The 21,770-nt window shown below is 72.6% G+C and carries 23 protein-coding genes and 1 pseudogene; 14 read left to right on the top strand and 10 right to left on the bottom strand.

What is annotated here, in order from left to right:
- The first annotated feature begins 374 nt into the window (after nucleotides 1-374).
- The 3 genes and pseudogenes from ACGFIM_RS34380 to ACGFIM_RS34370 all read left to right on the top strand — a co-directional run bounded on the left by ACGFIM_RS34380 (nucleotide 375) and on the right by ACGFIM_RS34370 (nucleotide 2,317).
- Complete coding sequence (locus tag ACGFIM_RS34380) at nucleotides 375-1,322, top strand: quinone oxidoreductase family protein (RefSeq protein ID WP_393209233.1); 948 nt, start codon at nucleotides 375-377, stop codon at nucleotides 1,320-1,322.
- Between the two features lie 5 nt (nucleotides 1,323-1,327).
- Nucleotides 1,328-1,945: pseudogene (locus tag ACGFIM_RS34375) on the top strand (LysE family translocator).
- Between the two features lie 108 nt (nucleotides 1,946-2,053).
- Complete coding sequence (locus ACGFIM_RS34370) at nucleotides 2,054-2,317, top strand: antitoxin (protein ID WP_393209230.1); 264 nt, start codon at nucleotides 2,054-2,056, stop codon at nucleotides 2,315-2,317.
- A gap of 273 nt (nucleotides 2,318-2,590) precedes the next feature.
- On the opposite strand, the gene ACGFIM_RS34365 is transcribed toward ACGFIM_RS34370, so the two are convergent.
- Nucleotides 2,591-4,033 (bottom strand): MFS transporter, encoded by a 1,443-nt coding sequence (locus ACGFIM_RS34365; protein WP_393209227.1) that lies wholly within the window; start codon nucleotides 4,031-4,033, stop codon nucleotides 2,591-2,593.
- Nucleotides 4,034-4,170: 137 nt separating this feature from the next.
- Between ACGFIM_RS34365 and ACGFIM_RS34360 the strand changes: the two genes are divergently transcribed.
- Nucleotides 4,171-5,661 (top strand): cobyric acid synthase, encoded by a 1,491-nt coding sequence (locus ACGFIM_RS34360; RefSeq protein ID WP_393209224.1) that lies wholly within the window; start codon nucleotides 4,171-4,173, stop codon nucleotides 5,659-5,661.
- A gap of 229 nt (nucleotides 5,662-5,890) precedes the next feature.
- Here the strand turns inward: ACGFIM_RS34360 and ACGFIM_RS34355 are convergent, their stop codons facing one another.
- On the bottom strand, nucleotides 5,891-6,295 hold the full coding sequence (locus ACGFIM_RS34355; RefSeq protein WP_393209221.1) for a nuclear transport factor 2 family protein: 405 nt from the start codon (nucleotides 6,293-6,295) through the stop codon (nucleotides 5,891-5,893).
- 89 nt (nucleotides 6,296-6,384) lie between these two features.
- On the opposite strand from ACGFIM_RS34355, the gene ACGFIM_RS34350 reads away from it, so the two are divergent.
- Nucleotides 6,385-6,945: a TetR/AcrR family transcriptional regulator gene (locus tag ACGFIM_RS34350; RefSeq protein ID WP_378784773.1), complete on the top strand. Its 561-nt coding sequence runs from the start codon at nucleotides 6,385-6,387 to the stop codon at nucleotides 6,943-6,945.
- An 18-nt stretch (nucleotides 6,946-6,963) separates the two neighbouring features.
- On the opposite strand, the gene ACGFIM_RS34345 is transcribed toward ACGFIM_RS34350, so the two are convergent.
- Nucleotides 6,964-7,332, bottom strand: coding sequence for a MerR family transcriptional regulator (locus tag ACGFIM_RS34345; protein WP_364057951.1), 369 nt, complete (start codon nucleotides 7,330-7,332; stop codon nucleotides 6,964-6,966).
- Nucleotides 7,333-7,421: 89 nt separating this feature from the next.
- Here ACGFIM_RS34345 and ACGFIM_RS34340 point away from each other — a divergent pair, with 89 nt between their 5' ends.
- A complete protein-coding gene (locus tag ACGFIM_RS34340) occupies nucleotides 7,422-8,309 on the top strand; it encodes a DNA-3-methyladenine glycosylase family protein (RefSeq protein WP_393209216.1) in 888 nt (295 codons plus the stop codon).
- Nucleotides 8,310-8,345: 36 nt separating this feature from the next.
- Here the strand turns inward: ACGFIM_RS34340 and ACGFIM_RS34335 are convergent, their stop codons facing one another.
- The 3 genes from ACGFIM_RS34335 to ACGFIM_RS34325 form a co-directional block, all read right to left on the bottom strand.
- Entirely contained in the window at nucleotides 8,346-8,627 is a 282-nt protein-coding gene (locus ACGFIM_RS34335; protein WP_393209214.1) for a hypothetical protein, read from the bottom strand.
- 67 nt (nucleotides 8,628-8,694) lie between these two features.
- Nucleotides 8,695-10,017, bottom strand: a complete 1,323-nt coding sequence (locus tag ACGFIM_RS34330) for a sensor histidine kinase (protein WP_393209211.1) — start codon at nucleotides 10,015-10,017, stop codon at nucleotides 8,695-8,697.
- A gap of 133 nt (nucleotides 10,018-10,150) precedes the next feature.
- Nucleotides 10,151-10,450, bottom strand: coding sequence for an Ohr family peroxiredoxin (locus ACGFIM_RS34325; RefSeq protein WP_393209286.1), 300 nt, complete (start codon nucleotides 10,448-10,450; stop codon nucleotides 10,151-10,153).
- 20 nt (nucleotides 10,451-10,470) lie between these two features.
- Here ACGFIM_RS34325 and ACGFIM_RS34320 point away from each other — a divergent pair, with 20 nt between their 5' ends.
- Nucleotides 10,471-10,746, top strand: coding sequence for a hypothetical protein (locus ACGFIM_RS34320; RefSeq protein ID WP_393209208.1), 276 nt, complete (start codon nucleotides 10,471-10,473; stop codon nucleotides 10,744-10,746).
- Here the strand turns inward: ACGFIM_RS34320 and ACGFIM_RS34315 are convergent.
- The gene (locus ACGFIM_RS34315; protein WP_393209205.1) at nucleotides 10,691-11,698 is read right to left on the bottom strand and encodes a LacI family DNA-binding transcriptional regulator; all 1,008 of its coding nucleotides are present in this window, start codon (nucleotides 11,696-11,698) and stop codon (nucleotides 10,691-10,693) included. The genes ACGFIM_RS34320 and ACGFIM_RS34315 overlap by 56 nt on opposite strands.
- Before the next feature lie 598 nt (nucleotides 11,699-12,296).
- On the opposite strand from ACGFIM_RS34315, the gene ACGFIM_RS34310 reads away from it, so the two are divergent.
- From ACGFIM_RS34310 to ACGFIM_RS34300, 3 genes are all read left to right on the top strand, one after another.
- Nucleotides 12,297-13,127, top strand: a complete 831-nt coding sequence (locus ACGFIM_RS34310) for a ThuA domain-containing protein (RefSeq protein WP_393209202.1) — start codon at nucleotides 12,297-12,299, stop codon at nucleotides 13,125-13,127.
- The gene (locus tag ACGFIM_RS34305; RefSeq protein WP_393209199.1) at nucleotides 13,124-14,209 is read left to right on the top strand and encodes a Gfo/Idh/MocA family protein; all 1,086 of its coding nucleotides are present in this window, start codon (nucleotides 13,124-13,126) and stop codon (nucleotides 14,207-14,209) included. The genes ACGFIM_RS34310 and ACGFIM_RS34305 overlap by 4 nt, the downstream gene beginning before the upstream one ends.
- Before the next feature lie 66 nt (nucleotides 14,210-14,275).
- On the top strand, nucleotides 14,276-14,470 hold the full coding sequence (locus ACGFIM_RS34300) for a CsbD family protein (RefSeq protein WP_364057984.1): 195 nt from the start codon (nucleotides 14,276-14,278) through the stop codon (nucleotides 14,468-14,470).
- 135 nt (nucleotides 14,471-14,605) lie between these two features.
- Here ACGFIM_RS34300 and ACGFIM_RS34295 read toward each other — a convergent pair whose 3' ends face one another.
- Entirely contained in the window at nucleotides 14,606-16,453 is a 1,848-nt protein-coding gene (locus ACGFIM_RS34295) for a DUF2264 domain-containing protein (RefSeq protein ID WP_393209196.1), read from the bottom strand.
- A gap of 69 nt (nucleotides 16,454-16,522) precedes the next feature.
- Nucleotides 16,523-17,311, bottom strand: a complete 789-nt coding sequence (locus ACGFIM_RS34290; protein ID WP_393209193.1) for a TetR/AcrR family transcriptional regulator — start codon at nucleotides 17,309-17,311, stop codon at nucleotides 16,523-16,525.
- A 129-nt stretch (nucleotides 17,312-17,440) separates the two neighbouring features.
- Between ACGFIM_RS34290 and ACGFIM_RS34285 the strand changes: the two genes are divergently transcribed.
- The 3 genes from ACGFIM_RS34285 (at nucleotide 17,441) to ACGFIM_RS34275 (ending at nucleotide 20,102) form a co-directional block, all read left to right on the top strand.
- Nucleotides 17,441-18,607 carry an NAD(P)/FAD-dependent oxidoreductase gene (locus ACGFIM_RS34285; protein WP_393209190.1) on the top strand — a complete coding sequence of 389 codons (1,167 nt, stop codon included), beginning with the start codon at nucleotides 17,441-17,443 and terminating at the stop codon, nucleotides 18,605-18,607.
- 61 nt (nucleotides 18,608-18,668) lie between these two features.
- Nucleotides 18,669-19,880, top strand: a complete 1,212-nt coding sequence (locus ACGFIM_RS34280) for a cytochrome P450 (protein ID WP_393209187.1) — start codon at nucleotides 18,669-18,671, stop codon at nucleotides 19,878-19,880.
- A gap of 27 nt (nucleotides 19,881-19,907) precedes the next feature.
- On the top strand, nucleotides 19,908-20,102 hold the full coding sequence (locus ACGFIM_RS34275; protein ID WP_393209184.1) for a ferredoxin: 195 nt from the start codon (nucleotides 19,908-19,910) through the stop codon (nucleotides 20,100-20,102).
- A gap of 350 nt (nucleotides 20,103-20,452) precedes the next feature.
- Here ACGFIM_RS34275 and ACGFIM_RS34270 read toward each other — a convergent pair whose 3' ends face one another.
- Nucleotides 20,453-20,938 carry an RrF2 family transcriptional regulator gene (locus ACGFIM_RS34270; RefSeq protein WP_393209181.1) on the bottom strand — a complete coding sequence of 162 codons (486 nt, stop codon included), beginning with the start codon at nucleotides 20,936-20,938 and terminating at the stop codon, nucleotides 20,453-20,455.
- Between the two features lie 86 nt (nucleotides 20,939-21,024).
- On the opposite strand from ACGFIM_RS34270, the gene ACGFIM_RS34265 reads away from it, so the two are divergent.
- The gene (locus ACGFIM_RS34265; RefSeq protein ID WP_393209178.1) at nucleotides 21,025-21,768 is read left to right on the top strand and encodes an SDR family oxidoreductase; all 744 of its coding nucleotides are present in this window, start codon (nucleotides 21,025-21,027) and stop codon (nucleotides 21,766-21,768) included.
- Nucleotides 21,769-21,770 lie beyond the last annotated feature (2 nt).

The following is a 21,770-nucleotide window of genomic DNA, read 5'->3' as shown; positions in this document are numbered from 1 at the left end:
GCCGACCACGTACCACGCGGCCGGGAAGCTGGCAGAAGTCGCAGGAGCAGGGCGCGATACACCGACCCGCGCGGAGCACGACGCCGCCGCCGGGCACGGGCAGCCAGCCACGTACCACGCGGCCGGGAAGCTGGCAGAAGTCGCAGGAGCAGGGGCGCGATACACCGACCCGCGCGGAGCACGACGCCGCCGCCGGGCACGGGCAGCCAGCCACGTACCACGCGGCCGGGAAGCTGGCGAAAGTCGCAGGAGCAGGGCGCGATACACCGACCCGCGCGGAGCACGACGCCGCCGCCGGGCCCGGGCAGCCGACCACGTACCACGGGGCCGGGGAGGGTGGCAAGAGTCGGAGGGGACGGGGTTGACTAGGGGGTATGCATGCGATCATCGTCTCCGCCCACGGCGGTCCAGAAGTTCTCGAGTACGTCGAGCGTCCCGATCCGGTGCCCGGTGAGGGTGAGGTGGTGGTCGATGTGGCCGCCAGCGGCGTGAACTTCATCGATATCTACCACCGCTCCGGCACCTACCCTCTCAACCTGCCGACCACGATCGGTTCCGAGGGCGCGGGCACGGTGTCCGCCGTCGGCCCCGGTGTGCGGGACGTCAAGGTGGGTGACACGGTGGCCTGGGCGAGCGTGCTGGGCAGCTACACGGAGAAGGCGGTGGTGCCGGCCGACCGGGTGGTGCCGGTACCGGACGACGTGCCGGCCGAGCTGGCCGCCGCGGCGATGTTGCAGGGCATGACCGCCCACTACCTGACGCACTCCACGTTCGAGGTGAAGGAGGGCGACCGGGTGCTGGTGCACGCCGGGGCGGGCGGCATGGGGCAGCTGCTGATCCAGCTGGCCAAGCTCAAGGGCGCCACGGTGTTCACGACGGTCTCCACCAGCGAGAAGGAGAAGCTGGCCAGGGAGGCCGGGGCGGACGAGGTGCTGCGCTACGACGGCTTCGCGCAGGAGCTGCGCGACTCGATCGACGTGGTGTACGACGGCGTCGGCAAGACCACGTTCGACGGCGGCCTCGAGGTGCTGCGCCCGCGCGGCCTGATGGCCCTGTACGGCGCCGCCAGCGGCCCTGTGCCGCCGGTCGACCCGCAGGTGCTCAACAAGCAGGGCTCGCTGTTCCTGACCAGGCCGACGCTGGCGCACTACGTGGCGGAGCGGTCGGAGCTGCTGCAGCGCGCGTCCGACCTGTTCGGCTGGATCGAGAAGGGCCAGGTACGGATCAACGTCTCCCACCGCTACCAGCTGGCCGAGGCGCGGCAGGCGCATGAGGACCTGGCGGGGCGGCGCACCACGGGGAAACTGCTCCTCATACCCTGACCTTCATGGACGTCGCCACATCGATCTGGTCGTTCGCGGCCGTGGTCGCGCTGCTCACCGTCACGCCAGGCCTGGACACGGCCCTGATTCTGCGGACGTCCCTGCTGGCCGGGCGGTGTCCGGCCTGGGGTGTGACGCTGGGCATCCAGCTCGGGACGTTGATGTGGGGTGTGCTCACCGCCGCGGGGCTGTCGGCGCTGCCGGCGGCCTCGCAGGTGGCCTGCGACGAGCTGCGGTGAGCGGAGCGGCGTATTTGGTGTGGATGGGGGTGCGCATGCTGCTGGCGGGACGCCGCCGGGCATGAGGGGGCGGAGGGGCAGGAGGTCCGGTTCTGGCGGGGGTTCAGGAGAGGGCCGGCGACGAACCTGCTCGATCCGAAGGTGGGGGCGTTCTACGTGGCGATGCTCCCGCAGTTCATCCCCGATGGGGCGCCGCACGCGCTCGTGGGGCTGGCGCCGGCCGGGGTGCACGTGGCCGAGGGGCTGGTGTGGAGCATGGCGGTGATCGGGTTCGCGTCGCTGATGAGCGGGTTTCTGCGGTCGGCCAGGGTGCGGCGGCTCCTCGACCGGGTGAGCGGGGTGGTGATCGTCGGGTTCGGGGTACGGCTGGCGGTCAGCGACTGACGACGCCGGCCGGCGTCACGGGGGGCGGCGGCCGCTTTCCGGTGCAGACATCAACCCAGGTTGGCGGGGTAGGGGGCGTGCGTAACCGATAGAAACGGGGAAATGGTCATGAGCCGCATCGGAGAGTGGCTGAAGAAGGCTGAGGATTTCGCCAGGGGGCACTCGAAGCAGGCCGACCAGATCGTCGACCGCGCCGAGGAGTACGCCAAGGAGCGCACCGGCCACAAGTACGACGAGCACATCAGCAAGGGCGCCGACACCATCCAGCACCGTTACGGCGGCGGGCAGGAGCAGCAGCCCGGCCGGGAGGCGGGACAGCAGCAGCCCCCGACGCAGGAGGAGCGGGAACGGCGCATGCCGCCTGAGGGCTGAGCAGCGAAGGATCCGGCGGCGGGCCCCTCACGGGGCGCCCGCCGCCGACGTGTGCGGGGACGCCCTGACGAGGCGCCCGCCGCCGAAGCGCGCCGGAAACGTCCCGACGAGACACCCACCACCGCCGCACACCACAAACACCCCGGCGAGACGCCCGCCACCGAAGTCTGTCGGCTGTTCCCGCCGCCCGGGTGCGCGTCCTCACCGGGGCCGCCCGTCGCCTGGAACGTCCGCGCCAGGGCACTCGCCGAGGTGTCCGCGGCCGGGGCCGTGTCAGCGGCGGGCGTCCTCCAGGACCTTCGCCGCGTCCCGCTCGAACGACGGCCTGGCCCCCAGCGTGAGCAGGCCGCCTATGACCATGGGGATGATCAGGGCGTACATGCCGGTCAGCAGCGAGCCGGTCGCGTCGGAGAAGATGCCGACGACGAGCGAGCCGAAGGCCGTGCCGACGGTGAGGAAGAGCTGCAGGACGGCGAAGCCCAGCCCTCGGGAGGCGGCGGGCACCACGTCGGCCAGGCAGGCCGTCATGTTGGGGATCGCGATCGACATCAGCGAGCTCGACAGCAGCGTCAGGGCGGTCAGCGCGCCGATCGAGTCCATGGACAGCGCCACGGCCAGCACCACCGCGCCTGCCGTGATGCCGCCGCCGCCCGCGAGCAGGCGGCCGCCCTTGATCGTGCCGTGCCACTTCCTGCCCAGCCAGGAGCCGACGAGCGTGCCGGTGAGGGTGCCCGCGATGGTGAGCAGGCCGCTGAGGGAGCCCGCCGTGGCGACGTCCGCGCCGAGGGTGCGCACCATGAGCGTGGGCAGCCAGAAGAACACCCCGGCCAGCCCGAGGCTGAGCAGGGCGAGCCCGACGCAGACGAACAGCAGCGTCGGGATGACCACCACGCTGCGGATCTGCCTGAGGAACGGCGGCTTGTCCTCTCGCGACGCGCCGGCCCCTGGCGCGTCCGCGGTCCCGGCCCCTGGCTCGCCCGGCCCGGCCCAGGACGCGGACCCGCCAGCCCCGATCCCGGACCGGGGCTCGCCCGGCTCGGGTGAGGCCGCGTCGGCGCCGGACGGGTGGGGGGCGATCGCGCCGGCGGCGACCAGCCGGTCCAGCTCGCCGCGGCGCGGCTCGCGCAGCATCCACACCAGCAGGGCCGTGAGCACGCCCGGTACGACCATGATGAGGAACGCGGTCCGCCAGGAGAACGCGGCGGCGAGCTGGGCGCCGAGCAGGGTGCCGACGCCGCCGAGGTACGTGGTGACGCGGGTGAGCCCGTACGCCTTGGCCCTGCTGGCGGGCGGGTAGTAGTCGGCCAGCAGGCTGCCCGCGGCCGGGTTGTCGATGTTCTCGGCGGCGGCCAGCAGCACGCGCATCAGGTAGAACATGGCGAACCCGGTGGCGAGGCCGGAGCCGAGCGTGGCGAGCGCCCAGCAGAAGACGACGATCGCGATGATCCGGGTACGGCTGAAGCGGTCGGCCAGGTAGCCGGCCGGCAGGGAGACCACGGCGGCGGCCAGGGCCGCGGCGGTCGGGATGGAGCCCGCCGCGGTGTCGCTGAATCGCCATTCCTGCTGGATGAGCGGGAGCACGCCGGACAGCAGGTTCGCTTCCATCCTGTCCACGAGCCCGACGATGAACAGCACCACCAGGGGTGCCCAGCCGAACGGTGCGCGGGATCGCGCGTCGATGGTGCCCGTACGTGGCGAGCCGAACGTCCCGACCATGCCCACCCTTTCGCATAGGTAACTCTAGAATCGCGTTCTAGGGCGATGTTCTAGACAGAGTGACAGAGATCACAGAGTTCGTAAATGGCCGGTTACCGGGAAATTTCGTGATCTGCGGCTTCGGTACCGTGTGGGCCATGGTCAACGGCGCACTCCTGGTGGCGGGCACCACCTCCGACGCGGGCAAGAGCGTGGTCGCGGCGGGCATCTGCCGCTGGCTGGCCCGCCGGGGCGTGCGCGTCGCGCCCTTCAAGGCGCAGAACATGTCGCTCAACTCGTACGTCACGATCGACGGCGCCGAGATCGGCCGCGCGCAGGCCGTGCAGGCGCGGGCCGCCGGCCTCGAACCGGCCGCCGACATGAACCCGATCCTCCTCAAACCGGGCAGCGACCGCCGCAGCCAGGTCGTCCTCATGGGCCGCCCGGTCGCGGACGTGGACGCCATGGAGTACGGCGCGCTGAAGGACCTGCTGCGCACGACCGCGCTGGAGGCGCTTGAGCGGCTCAGGAAGCAGTACGACGTGGTGGTGTGCGAGGGCGCGGGCAGCCCGGCGGAGATCAACCTGCGGCGCGGCGACATCGCCAACATGGGCCTGGCCAGAGCCGCGAACCTGCCCGTCATCGTGGTCGGCGACATCGACAGGGGCGGGGTGTTCGCCGCCTTCTACGGCACGGTCGCCCTCCTGGACGCCGCCGACCAGGCGCATGTGGCGGGGTTCGTGGTCAACAAGTTCAGGGGCGCCAAGGAGCTGCTCGAACCCGGGCTCGACATGCTCAGGAAGCTCACCGGCCGTGAGGTGTACGGGGTGCTGCCCTGGCTGGACGGGCTCTGGCTGGACGTCGAGGACTCGCTGGCGCTCGACGGGCGGCAGGTGGCCGTGCGGCCCCCGTACGGGCGGCGGACGCTGCGGGTCGCCGTCGTACGGCTGCCGCGCATCTCGAACTTCACCGACGTGGACGCGCTCGCCGCCGAGCCCGGTGTGGTCGTGCGCTTCGCCACCGGGGCCGCCGAGCTGGACGACGCCGACCTCGTCGTGCTGCCCGGTTCGCGGGCCACCGTCGCCGACCTCGCCTGGCTGCGGGAGAACGGCATCGCCGCGGCCCTGCGCGCCCGTACCGGGCCGATACTCGGGATCTGCGGCGGTTTCCAGATGCTCGGGCGGGAGATCGTGGACGACGTCGAGTCGGGGGCCGGCCGGGTCGAAGGGCTCGGGCTGCTGCCGGTGCGGTTCGTGTTCGGGGCGGACAAGCGGCTCGGCAGGCCCGAGGGGACGGCGTACGGGGAGCCGGTGCGGGCGTACGAGATCCACCACGGGATCCCGGCCGTGGAGGGCGGCGAGCCCTTCCTGGACGGCTGCCGCTCGGCGAACGTCTTCGGCACCACCTGGCACGGCGCCCTGGAGAACGACGGCTTCCGCCGCGCCTTCCTCACCGACGTGGCCCGCCGAGCCGGCCGGGACTTCACCCCCGCCCCGGACACCGACTTCGCCCGGCTACGCGAGCACCGCCTGGACGCCCTCGCCGACCTGGTGGAGCAGAACCTGAACACGGACGCCCTCCTCCGCCTCATCGACCAGGGCCCTCCGAAGACCCTCCCCACCCTCCCACCCGGCGCCCCACCCGCGTAACGGGACAACCGCCGAAAGCGGGCGCCACCGCGGGCCAGGGCTGACACCGGAGACGCCGAAGCGAGCCGCGCGCGACGAGACATGATGACACCGCGGACGGAGGGCGAGAGGGAGCAAGCCGGCGAGCGACGCCAGGCGCCGGTGAGGCGACGCCGCAAGCGACGCGCCGAAGGGGGGCGACACGGCGGGTAGGCGCGCCTGAGCGCGCGACGCGGCGGGCCGGGGTCAGTCAGGCCAGGGCTTCGGCGATGGCGGCGCGGTCCTGGTACTCGCGCCAGTGCACGATCCGCCCGTCCCTGGCGCGCAGCACCACGACGAACGCGGCCTGGACTCGCGTGCCGGTCCCCGGGACGGTGCCGACCAGCCGGTACTCGGCGACGATCACCTCGGGGTCGGCGGTGTCGTGGATGGTCACGTCCCTGAACTCCTCGAACGTGACGGGGAGGGACGCGCGGCCCGCCCGGGACATCGCCACGACCTTCTCGCGTCCCTCGATCGTGCCGCGCCCGTCAGGGGCGTGCGGCTGCTCCACCACGACGTCGGCGGCCAGCATCTCCTCGTCGAGGGCGGGCGCTCCGGACAGGACGTTGCGTTGGAAGCGGGCGAAGAGGTCGCGCGAGGTTCGCTCGGACATGGCTTTCCTCCGGAGGCGAGACTAAACTGAGTAACAGACTCACTTTATGAATATGAGTCCCTGACTCACTTTTGTCAACGAGCAGACGGATGACCGACAGCAAGCCCATGCGCGCCGACGCCCGGCGCAACCGCGCCCGCATCCTGGCCGCCGCCGAGGAGGTGTTCGCCGAACGCGGTGCCTCCGCGTCCACCGAGGAGGTCGCCGCCCGCGCCGGCGTGGCCATCGGGACGGTGTTCCGCCACTTCCCCACCAAGCGCGACCTCCTCGCCGCGATCATGAAGGATCTGCGGCGCCGGCTCATCGAGAAGGCGGAGGCGCTCATCGCCGGCGGCGATCCGGCCACCGCGTTCTTCGAGTACTTCACGTTCCTCGTCGGCAGCTCGGCCGGAGCCGGTGCCGTGGTGAGCCTGCTCGCCGATGAAGGCACGCCCATCGAGCCGGGCGAGCAGATCATGGCGCTCGACCACGTCTTCGCCAGGCTGCTCGACGCGGCGCGCGAGGCCGGGACGGTCCGCGCGGACGTGCGTCTCGACGAAGTCATGGCCCTGCTGACCGCCGTCACCCACGGCGCGCTCGCCGCCGGCTGGCCGGACGACCTCCGGCACAGAACGGTGAACCTGCTCCTCGACGCCTTCCGCCCCCGCTGAGGCCCACCGGCTCCGAGATCAGCGCGGGCAGGGCCTGCCCTTGTGGGCGGCCGCGTCGGCGCCGGCGAGGATGGCGTCGAGCTTGTCCCTGGCCGCGATCAGCTCGTTGATCTTGGCGTCCATGCGCTCGCGCTCGGCGCGCAGCCGTTCGAGCAGCTCGGGCACGACCTCGCCGGTCACCACGCACGGCATGATCGGCTCGATGGCCTTGCTGGCGAGCCCGGCGGCGAAGAGCTGCCGGATGAGCCGGACCCGTTCCACCGCGCTCTCGGGGTAGACGCGCTGCCCGCTGGCGGTGCGCTCGGAGGCGAGCAGGCGCTGCTCCTCGTAGTAGCGCAGCGCGCGCACGCTCACGCCGGTCCTGGCGGCAAGCTCGCCGATCCGCATCCCCGTCCCCCTCCCGTGACGCCGGCAGCAGGGTTTCAGGGTAGTGCCCGGTCCTGAAGGTACGGCCGGGCGCGCTTACGATACGCGGCATGACCACGCACGAGTTCACGCTGACCGCCGAGGGCCCGTTCGATTTCGCCGACTCCCTGCGCTTCGTGGAGGACTGGCCGGTCACGAGCAGGCTGCCGTCGGACGGGCGGTCGCTGCGCTTCGCCTACTGCGCGGAGGCCGACTGGCGGCCGATCGGCGTGCGTGTGACGGCCGCCCCTGGCGGCGTGCGGGTCGCCACGACGCGTCCGGCCGGTCCGGCGATCAGGGGCGAGGTGGCGCGAATCCTGTCGCTGGACGTGGACGGCACCGGCTTCGCCAAGGTGGGCGAGGCCGACCCGGTGCTCGGTGATCTGCAGCGGCTGCGCCCCGGGTTGCGGCCGGTGTGCTTCTGGAGCCCGTGGGAGGCGGCCTGCTGGGCGGTGATCGTGCAGCGTTCGTCGATGGTCGTGGCCTCCGCGATCAAGCAGCGCATCGCGGAGCGGTACGGCGCCGAGGTGGAGGTGGACGGGCAGCGGCTGGTCGCGTTCCCGCCGCCCGTCTCGCTGCTGGACGCGGGCGGGCTCGGGCTGCCCGCGCAGAAGGAGGAGTGGCTGCGCGGCCTGGCCAGGGCGGCGCTCGACGGCCTGCTCACCACCGAGCACCTGCGCTCGCTCACGCCGGAGGAGGCGCTGGCGCAGCTTCGGGAGCTGCCGGGCGTGGGGCCGTTCTCGGCGGGGCTGATCCTCATCAGGGGCGCGGGCGCGCCGGATGCGTTCCCCGGTGACGAGCCGCGGCTGTTCGCGAACCTGCGCGAGGCGTACGGGCTGCCCGAGGACACGCCGCCGTCGGCGTACCGGCGGCTGGCCGACGCCTGGCGGCCCTACCGGTCGTGGGCGTCGTTCCTCTTCCGCGCGACGGCGTACGGCGTCATGGACGAGCGCGGCTGACGACCGGCGTGCCGGATGCCGGCGTGCCGGAAAGGCTCAGGTCTGCCGGCGGTGCACGCCCACCAAGTGCCCGTTCTGCCGGATCCTGGCCTCCTCGTACGGGGACAGGGGCCGGGAGACGTACGACCGCGCGATCGAGTCGGCCTCGCTGCGGTCCACGCCCCAGCCGATGGTGTGCCAGTGGGGGTCCCCGCCGGAGGTGTCCAGGACAGCGATCTCGAACAGCTCGGCGGCGGCGGGTGGCGTGCAGCGTACGTGGCCGCGTGCCTCCCCTGCGGCCGCCTGGACGTTCCGGCTACCGGTCCCCGGCTGTTCCATGTGGGCTCCTTCCTCGGTGGTGGCGCAAACATGGTCCGGAAGTGCATGTGCCCCGATAGCGCGAAGGTCAGTCCTCGAGGATCGGCAGGCGCAGCACGAACCGGGCGCCGACGTCGGAGTCCTCGATGGTCAGCGTGCCGAGGTGGGAGGTCGCGATCTCCCTGGCGATGGGCAGGCCGAGCCCGGTGCCGCCGGCGTCGCGGTTGCGCGCGGCGTCGAGCCGGGTGAAGCGCTGGAAGACGACCTCGCGCTGCTCGGGCGCGATGCCCGCGCCGTCGTCGACGACTTCGAGCACGGCCTCGTCGCCCTGGCGCCGCACGGTCACGATGATCTTGCTTTCGGCGTGCCGTTCGGCGTTGTCGAGCAGGTTCGTCAGCAGGCGGGCGAGCTGGAGCCGGTCGCCGGTGACGACGACGCCGGTCTGCAGGCTGGTGACGACCTCCTTGCTGCGCGGCCGGGCGGTCTCGGTGGCGACGAGCTCGCCGAGGTCGATGGGCGCGCGCTCGTCGGGGGCGCCGGCGTCGAGCTTGCTGAGGGTGAGCAGGTCGTTCACGATCGCCTGGAGCCGGTCGAGGCTGGCCAGCACCTTCCTGCCGGTCTCCTGCCAGTCGGCGTCCTCGGGGTGGAGCAGGGCGTCCTCCACCTGCGTGCGCATCGCGGTGATCGGGCTGCGCAGGTCGTGGGAGGCGTCGGTGGCGAACCTGCGCTGCCGTTCCATCGCCTCCTGCAGCCCGGTGAGCGCGCCCTCCAGACGTTCGAGGGTCTGGTTGCTGGTCTCGGCCAGCTCCCTGATCTCGTCGTCGGTGTCGGGTACGGGGACCCGCAGGCCGCCGCCGCCCGCGCTGATCTCGGCGAGCTTCCTGGTGATGCTGCCGACGGGGGCCAGCGTCTTGGCCACGATGCGGGAGACCCCGAACCAGGTGAGCGCGATCAGCGCGGCCGACACGCCGATCTGGAAGAGGATGGTCTGCGGGCTGACGTACCAGGGCACGGCGGGGCCGAAGGTGTAGACGTGCCACTCCCCCTCCGGCTGGTACGCCGTCACGGAGATGACGATTTTGCATTTGCCGCCGAAGGCCCGCAGGCCGCAGAGCGTCCCGCTGGCGTTGGCCTGGTCGCGGCCCGGCAGCGCGGTGGTCAGGCGCGGCTGCCCCGCCAGGTTGGGCGTCCAGGCGACCGGCCGGCCGGTCTGGTCGACGACCTGGATGCCGTCCACGCCGTGCGGCTCGAGCACCTGCGGCAACCGCTGCTGCTTGATCATGATGAGCACGCGTACGGCCACTGTGGACAGATCGTGGGCCCGGATCTCGGCGACCTCGCCCCTGATTCCGAGCAGCACGAAGACGCTCACGATGACGTTCAGCAGCAGCATCGTGATACTGGCGAACATCGCAAGCCGCGTCCGCAACGACCGGCCCCACAGTCTGCCCACGCGTCTCCCCCGGAGGCCAGAACATCACAGCGGTGACGTCGGCCGCCATCTTCGGGAGATTCCCTGACAAAGACCCTTAAGGATCGGCGGGCTACTCGATGACCAGCTCGACCGGCATATTGCCGCGCGTGGCGTTGGAGTACGGGCACACCTGGTGGGTGGCCTCGACGAGCGCGCGGCCCTCCTCGGGGCCGATGTGGTCGGGCAGCTCGACCCGCAGGGTCGCGGAGAGCTGGAAGCCGCCCGTTCCGTTGGGCGACAGGCCGATCTCGGCGGTGACGGCCGCGTCGGCGACGTCGAGCTTGCGCTGCCCGGCCACCAGGCGCAGGGCGGAGGCGAAGCAGGAGGCGTAGCCGGCGGCGAAGAGCTGCTCGCAACACCGCGGCCGAATACCCCGACCCCGCGCACCCCGTGCGGCAGGCCATCGCCGAGCACCGCCGCTGGAACCGCGACCTCTACCGCGACCTGCTCGCCGAGGCCGGGCACCCCGACCCGGAGCGTACGGCCGACCTGCTGCTCGTGCTGCGCGACGGGCTCGTCGTCGGGTTCGACCTCGACGACCCCGCCGCCGTACGGGCGACGGCCCAGGAGGCGCTGGCCAGGCTGGTCGGCCGGGACGCGGGGCTCGACGTCAGCGCGCCGGCGGCGGTCCCACCGACTCGCCGGGCACCAGAGCACACGGGATGAGCACGCTGGGCGGTGCCTCGCCGGCGCCTTCGAGGCGGTCGATGAGCGCGTCGGCGGCCATCCGCCCCAGCTCGGCCGCGGGGGCGGCCATGACGGTGAGCGAGGGCTCGATCATCTCGCCGAGCTCGCGCGTGGTCGCCGCCGAGATGATCGACAGGTCACCGGGCACCCGCCTGCCGAGCGCCCTGGCGCCCTTGACCAGCCCGGCCGCGGCGCCCTCGTTGACCAGGACGGCGGCCGTCACCTCGGGGAAGTCGTCGTGCAGCCGGCGCGCCGCCTCCCTGCCGCCCGCGCTGGTGCTCTCCACGGCGATGACCGCGGGCGGGTGGCCGAGCGGCGTGATCGCGTCGAGGTAGGCCGACTCCACCCGCTTGATGCGGCCCGGCTCCCCGGCCGCGCCGGCCCGCTGGGTGACCAGCGCGACGCGCTCGTGGCCGTGGCCGCGCAGGTGCTCGACGGCCTGGTGGATGGTGGCGGCGAAGTCGATGTCGACGTACGGCAGGTCGTCGTCCTCGGTGCGGCCGATCAGCGCGAACGGCACCTGCGAGGCGAGCAGCCGCTCCACCCGCGCGTCGCGGATCTGCACCTCCATCAGCAGCACGCCGTCCACCAGCCCGCCGGCCAGCAGGTGCGACATCTGCTCGTCGTCGTTCACCGGCCACAGCACCAGGTCGTAGCCGCGCTCGCGGGCGCCGTGGGCCGCGCCCATGACGAACTGGATCACCGTGGCGTTGGGCTTGGGCTCGAGATCGGGGTGCGCGAGCGCGAGTATGCGGGTGCGCGAGCTGGCCAGGGCGCGGGCGACGACGTTGCGCCGGTAGTTGAGCTCCTGGATGGCCGCCTCGATGCGGGCGCGGGTCTCGGGCGCGACCCGCTTGGTGCCGTTGATGACGAACGAGACCGTGGCGATCGAGACGTTCGCCCGCTCGGCGACGTCGCGCATCGTGACCATGTGATGCCGCCTCCCGACTCGTCAAGGCCGCGCCAAGCACCTGTGACTATATCGCCCGCCGGTGTTTCGTAAAGCGCTTAACTTGTTATTGACATCACGGTGAGGAAGGCGCAACATAGCGGTCAAGCCGACACGGTTAAGCGCTTTACAACACGCCGCCTCCGGCCCCGCCCCGAGCGGCCGGATCACTTCCCGCAGCCCTTTTCTCCTTGTCACCGATCCATTTCCGGCTCTGTTCGCCCCCCTGATCCACCCCCTGATCCACCTCTTTGATCGACCCCTTTGATCGACCCCTTTGATCGACTCCGTGGCGACCCCCCAAGGAGTAGCTCACATGGAGACAGCACGAAAGCGTCACGGGAAGGCGCCTGCAGTGGCTGTCGCAGCGGTCCTCGTTCCCCTCGCCCTGTCGGCGTGCGGCGGGGCGGCCGCCGGCGCGCGGAACACCGGCCCGCGCCGTCCACCGTAGTCCTGGATGACGAGCGACCGCCGTGCTCGCGTCCATCCCCGCGGGCCTGTTGCTGATCTTCGCTCAGCGCTACATAGCGGCCGGCGCCGTCAGCGGCGCGGTCAAGTGACGAGTGGAAAGGACGTCCGCATGAACGCTCGAACCCTCAATGTCCTGGTGTGGGGCGAGAACCGGCACGAGCAGGTCGAACCCCACGTGCGGGAGATCTATCCCGACGGCATGCACAACGCCATCAGGCGCGGCATCGAGGCCCGGCTGGGCGAGCGGGCGAAGGTCTCCACGGCGACCCTCGACGACCCCGAGCACGGTTTGACCGAGGAGGTGCTGGCCGGCACCGACGTGCTGACCTGGTGGGGCCATGCCGCGCATGCCGAAGTGGCGGACGAGGTGGTCGAACGCGTGCACCGGCACGTGCTGTCCGGCATGGGCCTGGTGGTGCTGCACTCCGGCCACTGGTCGAAGATCTTCACCAGGCTGATGGGCACGACCTGCACCTTGCGCTGGCGCAGCGCGAACGACCGCGAGCTGATCTGGACGGTCGACCCGACGCACCCCATCGCGCGGGGCGTGCCGCACCCCATCGAGATCCCCGCCCAGGAGATGTACGGCGAGTTCTTCGACATCCCCACCCCCGACGAGCTGATCTTCATCAGCTCGTTCACCGGCGGCGAGGTCTTCCGCAGCGGCTGCACGTTCCGCCGCGGCAACGGCAAGATCTTCTACTTCAGCCCGGGTGACCAGGACTACCCCGTCTACCACCATCCCGACGTGCTCCAGGTGATCGCCAACGGGGTCGAGTGGGCCGCCGGCGACCCCGACCGGCGGGCGCTGCCGACCCTGCTGCGCTATGAGATGGGCGACTTCTTCAACGGGCACGACTACCGGGGTGCGATGCACAACAAGGAGATGCACAACAAGGACACGCACAACAACGACGCGCACGTTGAGGACGCCGAGTGAACGCCGGGCCGCTGCGCGTCGTCCAGGTGGGCGCGGGCGCGATGGGCATGGCCTGGCTGCGCACGCTGGCGGCCTCCGGCGACGTCGAGGTGGCCGGGGTGGCCGACCTCGACGTCGAGCGGGCGCGAGCCGCCATACGCGAGACGGGCCTCGAGGTCCCGGTCGCGGGCTCGCTCGGCGAGCTGCTCGCGCGGGCCGAGCCGGACGCGGTCGTCAACGTCACCGTCCCCGCCGCGCACACCGCGGTCAGCGTCGAGGCGCTGTTCGCCGGAGTGCCCGTGCTGTGCGAGAAACCGGCCGCGCCGACGCTGGCGGAGGCCATGGTGCAGGCCGCCGCCAGCGAGGCGTCGGGGCGGCTGCTGATGATCAGCCAGTCGCGCCGCTACTACGCCGCGCTGGCCGAGTACCGGCGGCTGATCGCCAGGCTCGGCCCGCCGGGCCTGCTCTCCACGACCTTCTTCCGCGGGCCGCGCTTCGGCGGCTTCCGCGAGGAGATGGCCCAGCCGCTGCTCGTCGACATGGCCATCCACGCCTTCGACGCGGCCCGCTACCTGCTCGGCACCGAGCCGGAGTCGGTGACGTGCGAGAGCTGGAACCCGCCGTGGAGCTGGTACCGCGGCGACGCCTCCGCCACCGCCACCTTCCGCTTCGAAGGCGGCGCCCGCTACGTCTACAACGGAAGCTGGTGCGCCGACGGGCTGGAGACCTCGTGGAACGGCGCGTGGCGGGCCGTCGGCCCCGGCGGCAGCGCCACCTGGGACGGCGAGCAGCGCGTCACCTCCAGCCTCGACGGGGCCGCCGACGTGCCGCCGGGCGAGCACGAGCAGATCGCCGGGGCGCTGGTGGAGTTCGTCGCGGCGGTGCGCGGCGGCCCGTCGCCGTCCGGGGCGATCGCCCGCAACATCGGCAGCCTGGCCATGGTGGAGGCGGCTGTCCGTGCGGCCGAGACCGGCGAGCGGGTCTCGATCGAGGAGCTGCTGTCCGGCGCGTACGCCGAGGCGCTCACGCTCCCGGTGCGCGAGGAGATCCACGCCCGGCTCGCGTCCTGGCCGTCGCCCGCCGAGCACCTCAGGAACGCCTGATGTTTCCCGCCCTCCCGCTCGGTCAGGGGAAGGGATGACATTCCGGCGAGCGGGAGGGCAACGGGCATGAGCACCGACGACAAGATCCGTAACAAGGCTCAGGAGCTGAAGGGGCGGGCGAAGGAGAACATCGGCGACGCCACCGACGACGAGCGGCTGCAGGCGGAGGGGCGCGCCGACCAGACCGAGGGCGGCCTGAAGCAGGCCGGCGAGAAGGTGAAGGACGCGGGCAAGAAGGTGAAGGACGCCTTCAAGAAGTGACTTCGCGCCGCCGGTTGGGCGCCCTCCGAGGGGGCGGCGCCCCGCCGGCGCGGCGACGACCTCGACCGCGTGCCGGGAGCGCGGCAGCGTAGCGGCGCCCCCCGTCCGACGGCGCCGGCTGCCGGCCGCGGCGGGTCAGCGGACGCAGGTGGGGACGGGGCCGAGGCGGACGGTGACCGTCTCCCCGTCCGGCAGGCCCAGGACGACCGCGTCGTCCGTCACCGTCACCGCCGGCGCGGGCGGCTCGGCCTGCGTCCCCGACAGGTGGACGAGGCTGACGTAGACGGCGGTGCCGCCGGGATGGCCCGTCGCGACGGCGTACGGGGTGGCGGAGCAGGGGCCGAAGGCGTTGGCGTGCTCCGCCGTGGCGAGGCCCGTGCCGGTGAAACCGTGCAGGGCGCGTATGGCGCTGGTCAGGCCGTCCGCGCGGCGGGCCGATGCCACGCCGTCGCCCTGACGCAACTCGGGCGGCGCGGCATCCGCCAGGGCGTGGCCGCCGTCGCGCACGTGGTGCCCGGCCGGCGCGGTGACCTGGTGGATCCTGATCTCCGACGCGCCCGCCGCGACGACCGCCGTCACCACGCGTACCTCACCGTCCTGCCAGGCCGAGGCGGCGAACCGGTCGGCGACGGCGAGAGGCTCGATGACCCGCCGCAGATGCGTGGCGCCGTCCGGCGCGATGACGGCCAGGTCGTTGTCCACGCCGCCCGCCTCGGGCCCGGTGTGGCTGGTGTAGGCGAGCCGAAGGTAGTGGGGGTCGGGCGGGCCGCCGGGACTCCTCACGCGGTCGCGGTCGCTGCCATGGTTGAACAGGCGCACGACGCCGTCGCCGTGCGTGGCCTCGATCAGCCAGCCGGGCGCGGGCATGGCCACGCTCTGGTCGGCCAGGTCGATCGGGGCCGGCTCCTCGGGGTCGGTCCAGACCGGGTGCTCGGGCGGCAGCAGCAGGCCGAGGAACGCCTTGCTCGCCCAGTACGGCGACGCCGGGCCCGAGTAGGGCTGGACGACCGGCGGGAAGGGGTCGTACCAGCCGAGGGTGAGCAGGCCGCGCTCGTCGGGCGCGCCGCGCTCGGCGAAGTGCCGCAGCACGCCGCCGGCCAGGCGGCGGGTACGTCCCGGCGGCAGCGGCGTGGCGCCGGTCAGCGCGCCCAGCCACAGCGGCGCGACGGTCGCGAACCGGTACGTCAGCGACCGCCCCTGATGCACGGGCCCGCCGTCGGCGGCGAAGAAGTGCTGGTACTGCTCGAGGAAGAGGCGCAGGCGCCCGGCGTACCGCTCGGCGCGGGCGGCGTCGCCGGCCATCCTGGCCCACAGCGACGGATAGAGGTGCAGCGCCCAGCCGCAGTAGTAGTCGTAGTTCTTGCCCTTGCCGTCGGTGTACCAGCCGTCGCCGGTGTACCACTCCTCGACGCGTTCGAGGCCGCCGGTGATCTCGCCTGGCTCGTACGGGCCGCCCACCTCGGCCAGGAACTGCTCGACGATCACCCGGAACATCACCCAGTTGTTGTCCGGCGTGCGCTTGCCGATGAACCCGGCGAGCCAGTCCACCACCCGCTCCTGCTGCCGCGGCGTGAGCCCGTCGTACAGCCAGGGCCGGGTCTCGTGCAGGGCGATCGCGATGGAGGCGGCCTCGACCAGCGGCTGCGCCATGTCGGTCAGCTCGGGCCAGGCGTAGGGGTGGCCGGGGTCGGTGCCGGAGACCAGGCCGGTCGCGTACCGTTCGATCAGCTCGGGCGGCACCTCGCCGCGCGCCCCCGCGATCCTGAACGCGGCCAGCAGGAACGTGCGCGCGTAGCCTTCGAGCCCGTCGCTGACCGTGCCGGAGATGCTGGGCCTGCCGGGCAGCCGGTATTGGGCGAAGCCCTCGGTGGCGTACGGGACCACCGAGTCCAGCAGATGGTCGGCCATCGCCTCCCAATGGGCCCTGGTCCAGCCGGTGTGTCCGGACAGCCGGTCGTCGGGCGGGGGGAGGTGCAGCGGCATGAACCGCATCCTAGGTTGATCGACCGCCCGGGTTCGAGACCGGGCCGAGCGCCCGGCGAGGGCAGCGGGTCACGGGCGGGCGTCGTCCATCGCGGGGGTGCGGGACGGTGTCTGGAGGGCCGGGACGGGGTGGACGGCGGCGATCAGGGGCCAGGTGAGCGCAGCCATCTCCGACGGAGTGCGGGGGCGGCCGCGCTGGAGCCAGTCCGAAGCGACGCCGATGAGCGCTCCGGCCGTGAACGCGGCGACCACGTCGTGCGAGTCCGGCGAGCCGCCACGATCGCCGGGCTCGCCAGAACGGGCGACGGGCTCGGACGCACCCGCGCCGCCCCGGACGGAAGGCTCAGACGCATGAGCGGCGGGATCGGACACACCGGCGCCGGCTCGGACGGCCGGCTCCGGCGCACCGGCGCCGGCTCGGGCGCACTCTTCGTGCAGGCGGGCCTGGATGGCGGCGGCGGTGCGGCGGCGGATGTGGTCGGCGACGCGGGCGCTGCCCTGGGGGCCGAGCAGCGCGCGGTAGAGCCCGGCGTGCTCGGCGAGGCTGGCGAAGAACGCCTCAAGCGATGCGGCGGCCTCGGCGAGCGGGTCTTCGGCGTCGACGTCCGGCATGGGCAGCGACTCGATGAGCCGGTCGATCATCGCGGTGCAGGCGGCCTCGGCCAGCTCGTGGACGTCGCGGTAGTGGTCGTAGAAGGTCGAGCGGCTGACCCCGGCGAGCTCGGCGACGTCGGCGACGGCGATGCGGGACAGGTCGCGTTCTTCGACGAGCCGGAGCAGGGCACGGGCGAGGGCGGCCTGGGTGCGGCGGACGCGCCGGTCACCCGATGGTGTGCTGCTTGCTCTCGAGGTCGCCACGCGCTTCAGCCTACCTTCTGACGACAGGTGTAGGTTTTCCTACATGTGCAGGGTAATGTTCGGGGCGAGACGCCGGAAAGGACCTGGACGTATGCGCATATACGCCGCTGGAGGCGGGAGGAAGGCGGAGTGACACCGCCAGAGAGCATCCTGATCGTCGGCGCTTCGGCCGCGGGTCTCGCCACGGCCGAAGCCTTGCGGCGCAACGGCTACACCGGGCGGCTGACGCTGCTCGACACCGAGCCGCACCTCCCCTACGACCGGCCGCCGCTGTCGAAGCAGGTGCTGGCCGGGGCGTGGGAGCCGGAGCGCGCACAGCTCCGCATGCAGCAGCAGCTCGACGCCCTGGGCGCCGAGTTCGTACGCGGCGAGCCGGCCACGGCCCTGGACGTGGAGGCGCGGGCGGTCACCACGGCGTCCGGCCGCGTGGTGCGCGCCGATGCCGTCGTCATCGCGACGGGCCTGGTCCCGTCCCGGCTGCCGGGTCAGGACGGTCTCGCGGGCGTGCACGTGCTGCGCGGCCTCGACGACTCGCTCGCGCTGCGCCTCGGGCTGACCGCGGCCAGGCGGCTGGTGGTCGTCGGCGAGGGCGTGCTGGGCGCGGAGATCGCGGCGACGGCCAGGGGCATGGGCCTCGACGTGACGCTCGCCGGCATGGGCCGGGCGATACTCGCCGACCAGCTCGGCGACGTCATCGCCGATCACCTGACCCGTACGCATGCCGAGCACGGGGTGCGGCTGCGGCTCGGCGTCGCCGTCGAAGCGCTGACCGGCGCGGCCGGTCGGGTGACGGGCGTGCGTCTGGCCACCGGCGAGACGCTCGACGCCGACGCCGTGGTGGTGGCCATCGGCGCGCGACCGGCCACCGCGTGGCTGGAGGGCAGCGGGCTGCGACTGGGCGACGGGGTGGAGTGCGACGCGCGCTGCCGGGCGGCCGACGGCGTCTACGCGGTGGGCGACGTGGCGTCCTGGCGGCACGAGGGGCTGGGCCGCAAGCTGCGCCTGGAGAACCGGACCAACGCCACCGAGCAGGCCCAGGTCGTGGCGGCCAACCTGCTGGGGGCGAACCGGGCGTACACGCCGATCCCCTATTTCTGGACCGACCAGTACGACGTCAAGATCCAGGCGCACGGCCTGCCGTCCGCGGCGGCCGAGACGAGCATCGCGGAGGGCGACCCCGAGCAGCGCCGCTTCGCCGCCGTCTACCGCGAGGACGGCCGGATCACCGGCGTGCTCGGCTGGAACATGGCCAAGCAGGCCCGCGTGCTGCGCCAGCAGCACCTCACGCCCGCGTGAGGTGGCGTCACCGAGCCGCCTGCGCAGGGCGGCGGATCATCCGTACACGAGGAGAGGCCGCATGAGTGCCACAGAGCAGGTCCTGAACTACCCGATCCCCAACGACGCGGCGCTCGACCCGCCCGCGGAGTGGGCGCGGCTGCGCGAGGAGTGCCCGGTCGCGCACGTGAAGCTGCCGAGCGGCGACGGCGCGCGGCTCATCACGAGGTACGAGGACGTCAAGGCGGTGCTCGCCGACCCGCGCTTCACCCGCCGGCTCACCGCCCCCGACGCGGCCCGGCTGTCGGCGGACGGCGGCGGGGCGTTCAGCAGCGACATCACGAAGGTCATCCCCGACGGCGGCGAGGGCCACCAGCACTGGCGGCGGCTGGTGGGCCGGTGGTTCACGGCCAAGCGGATGGCGGGCCTGCGGCCCTCGATGACGCGGATCGCCGACGACCTCATCGACGACATGGTCGAGCGCGGCGCGCCCGCCGACCTCAGAGCGTCGCTCGGCTTCCCGCTGCCGGTGTACGTGATCTGCGACATGCTCGGAGTGCCGGCCGAGGACCGCGACCGGTTCTCGTACTGGTCGGACACGTTCCTCAACCTCACCCGCTACACCAAGGAGGAGATCGACGCCGCCCAGGCGGAGTTCTTCCAGTACATGTCCGGCCACGTCGCCGCCAAGCGGGAGCAACCGGGCGACGACCTGCTCAGCGAGCTGCTCGCGGCCGGCGGCCCCGAGCAGGGCGGGCTGTCGGACCTGCAGATCCTCGTGACCGGCATGGGGCTGCTGGTGGCCGGGCACGAGACCACCGCCAACATGATCGGCAAGATGGTCGCGATGCTGCTCGCCGACCGGAGCCGGTGGGAGCGGCTGCTCGACGACCCGTCGCTGATCCGCACGACGGTCGAGGAGTCGCTGCGCATGGACGCGAACGCCGGCATCGGCCTGCCCCGCTACCTGCCGGTCGAGGCGGAGGTCGGCGGCGAGGTGCTGCCCAAGGGCACCACGGTGATCTGCAGCATGGCGGCGGCCAACCGCGACGAGCGCGTCTTCGCCAACGCCTCCGAGATGGACATGACCCGCAGCCCGAACCCGCATCTCGCGTTCGGCTCCGGCGCGCACTCGTGCCTGGGCCAGGCGCTGGCGCGCACCGAGCTGCAGGTCGTGCTGGAGGTGCTGCTGCGCAGGCTCCCGTCGCTGGAGCTGGCCGTGCCGGTGGAAGAGCTGGAGCGGGTGGAGGGGCTGGCGGTCGGCGGCCTGCGTACGCTGCCCGTCCGCTGGTGACCCCCGTCCGAGAGGAGACAGGAACCGATGAAGGTCATCGTCGACGAGGACAAGTGCTGTGGCGCGGGGCAGTGCGTGCTGCTCGCGCCCGAGGTGTTCGACCAGCGCGAGGACGACGGCATCGTGATGCTGCTGGACGAGTCGCCGGGCGCCGACCGGCATGCCGCGGTGCGCGAGGCGGCCGCCGTGTGCCCTGGCGCCGCCATCGAGCTCGTGGAGTGAGCACCGCGTGGGCGTGATCACCAGCGGGCTCGCGTCATGACCAGCGGGCTCGATGCCATGAGCAACGGCCCGATGCGATGAGCAGCGGGCCCGCCTGATGAGACGTGAGCCCGCTTGATGAGACCGGGCCCGTCCGGCGGTCGTGGCGACCGGGCGGGCTCCCACCGGGTGCTGCGCGGACCTCCTCTCCCCGCGCGGCCCCGGCGGAACACCGGGCGAGGCGCGGGCCTCCTCCCTCCGCGCGGCCCCCGGTGTGACACCATCCACGCCCTGCCGGCCCCCTTCCGCTCTTCGGAGCCGGCCGGGCGCAGCCACGCGTACGCCCCGCCGGCCCCTGCCATGCGCAGGGGTCAGCGGGGCGTTCTCGGTATGCCCGCGATGATGGAGCGGGTACGGGCCGGAGCCCCGGACGGCAGGTCGGCGAGCACGTCCGCCAGCGTGACCCCCGCCAGGCTGCGCCGCCAGGCCTCGTGGGCCTCGTACATCTTGGCCGCCAGGACGCACGTCTCCCGGCAGTCCTCGGGCGGCAGCGCGCCGCGCCCCCGCATGCGGATCTCCCGGCACTCGTACGGCGAGGCGCCACCGTCCACCGCCTCCACGATCTCCAGCAGCGTGATCTCATCCGCCGGCCGCCCCAGCCTGAACCCGCCCTTCGGCCCCGTCGTGGCCGCCAGCACCCCCGCCTTGACCAGCGCCTGGAGCTGCTTGGCCAGGTAAGGAGCGGGAAGGTCGTAGTAGTCGGCGAGCTGGGCGGCCGACGCGGTCGCTCCCGGTTCGAGCTGCGCCAGCGTCGTGGCGCAGTGCAACAGCCATTCGGTGCTCACAGGCAGCTTCACGACGACCAGCATAATCTGCGATATTGCGGATCCAGAAAGTCCGAGATAAGGTCCGTGACATATCGGACCACAAGGGGGAGATCATCATGCGCATCGCGATCGCCGGCGCCACCGGCAACATCGGCTCCAGGACGGCCGCCATCCTGGAGGGCGGCGGGCACGACGTCGTCCGCATCAGCCGCTCGCTCGGCGTCGACCTGACCACCGGCGAAGGGCTCGACCAGGCGCTGGCCGGAGCCGACGCGGTCATCGACGCCATCAGCGGCCAGCCCGCGAGCGTGGAGGAGACGGTCGCCTACTTCGGCGCCACCACCCGCAACCTGCTGGCCGCCGAGCAGCGCGCCGGGGTGCGGCACCACGTGCTGCTGTCGATCGCCGGCGTCCACCGCGTGCCGGGCAACGCCCACTACGCCGGCAAGCGCGAGCAGGAACGGCTGGTGGAGTCCGGGCCGGTGCCGTGGACGATCGTCCCGGCCACGCAGTTCCACGACTTCGCGGAGATGGTCGCGAGCTGGACGGAGAAGGACGGCGTGGCCACCATCGCGCCGCTGCTCATCCAGCCGATCGCGCCCGATGACGTCGCCGCCGTGCTGGCCGAGGTCGCGCTCGGCGAGCCTCAGGGCCGCCACGCCGACATCGCCGGGCCCGACCCGCAGGACCTCGTGGACATGGCGCGGCGTACGCACCAGGCGCGGGGACGCGAGGTGAAGCTGGTGCCGACCTGGTCGGGCCTGTTCGGTCCTGCGATGGCGGGTGACGTGCTGCTGCCGGGCGAGCGCGTACGCATCATGCCGACCACGTTCGAGGAGTGGCTGGCCGAGCAGAAGTGAGC

It is taken from the genome of Nonomuraea sp. NPDC049309, from assembly GCF_043196965.1.
In the GTDB taxonomy this organism is placed as follows: domain Bacteria; phylum Actinomycetota; class Actinomycetes; order Streptosporangiales; family Streptosporangiaceae; genus Nonomuraea; species Nonomuraea fastidiosa.
This window is presented reverse-complemented; position numbering and strand designations above follow the sequence as displayed.

What these genes read in the sequence shown, in the direction of transcription:
- ACGFIM_RS34265 (WP_393209178.1), top strand. Translation starts at nt 21,025, where the DNA reads ATGCGCATCGCGATCGCCGGCGCCACCGGCAACATCGGCTCCAGGACG.
- ACGFIM_RS34280 (WP_393209187.1), top strand. Translation starts at nt 18,669, where the DNA reads ATGAGTGCCACAGAGCAGGTCCTGAACTACCCGATCCCCAACGACGCG.
- ACGFIM_RS34360 (WP_393209224.1), top strand. Translation starts at nt 4,171, where the DNA reads ATGGTCAACGGCGCACTCCTGGTGGCGGGCACCACCTCCGACGCGGGC.
- ACGFIM_RS34340 (WP_393209216.1), top strand. Translation starts at nt 7,422, where the DNA reads ATGACCACGCACGAGTTCACGCTGACCGCCGAGGGCCCGTTCGATTTC.
- ACGFIM_RS34365 (WP_393209227.1), bottom strand. Translation starts at nt 4,033, where the DNA reads ATGGTCGGGACGTTCGGCTCGCCACGTACGGGCACCATCGACGCGCGA.
- ACGFIM_RS34330 (WP_393209211.1), bottom strand. Translation starts at nt 10,017, where the DNA reads ATGTTCGCCAGTATCACGATGCTGCTGCTGAACGTCATCGTGAGCGTC.
- ACGFIM_RS34355 (WP_393209221.1), bottom strand. Translation starts at nt 6,295, where the DNA reads ATGTCCGAGCGAACCTCGCGCGACCTCTTCGCCCGCTTCCAACGCAAC.
- ACGFIM_RS34370 (WP_393209230.1), top strand. Translation starts at nt 2,054, where the DNA reads ATGAGCCGCATCGGAGAGTGGCTGAAGAAGGCTGAGGATTTCGCCAGG.
- ACGFIM_RS34380 (WP_393209233.1), top strand. Translation starts at nt 375, where the DNA reads ATGCATGCGATCATCGTCTCCGCCCACGGCGGTCCAGAAGTTCTCGAG.
- ACGFIM_RS34310 (WP_393209202.1), top strand. Translation starts at nt 12,297, where the DNA reads ATGAACGCTCGAACCCTCAATGTCCTGGTGTGGGGCGAGAACCGGCAC.
- ACGFIM_RS34300 (WP_364057984.1), top strand. Translation starts at nt 14,276, where the DNA reads ATGAGCACCGACGACAAGATCCGTAACAAGGCTCAGGAGCTGAAGGGG.
- ACGFIM_RS34275 (WP_393209184.1), top strand. Translation starts at nt 19,908, where the DNA reads ATGAAGGTCATCGTCGACGAGGACAAGTGCTGTGGCGCGGGGCAGTGC.
- ACGFIM_RS34350 (WP_378784773.1), top strand. Translation starts at nt 6,385, where the DNA reads ATGACCGACAGCAAGCCCATGCGCGCCGACGCCCGGCGCAACCGCGCC.
- ACGFIM_RS34345 (WP_364057951.1), bottom strand. Translation starts at nt 7,332, where the DNA reads ATGCGGATCGGCGAGCTTGCCGCCAGGACCGGCGTGAGCGTGCGCGCG.
- ACGFIM_RS34295 (WP_393209196.1), bottom strand. Translation starts at nt 16,453, where the DNA reads ATGCCGCTGCACCTCCCCCCGCCCGACGACCGGCTGTCCGGACACACC.
- ACGFIM_RS34335 (WP_393209214.1), bottom strand. Translation starts at nt 8,627, where the DNA reads ATGGAACAGCCGGGGACCGGTAGCCGGAACGTCCAGGCGGCCGCAGGG.
- ACGFIM_RS34315 (WP_393209205.1), bottom strand. Translation starts at nt 11,698, where the DNA reads ATGGTCACGATGCGCGACGTCGCCGAGCGGGCGAACGTCTCGATCGCC.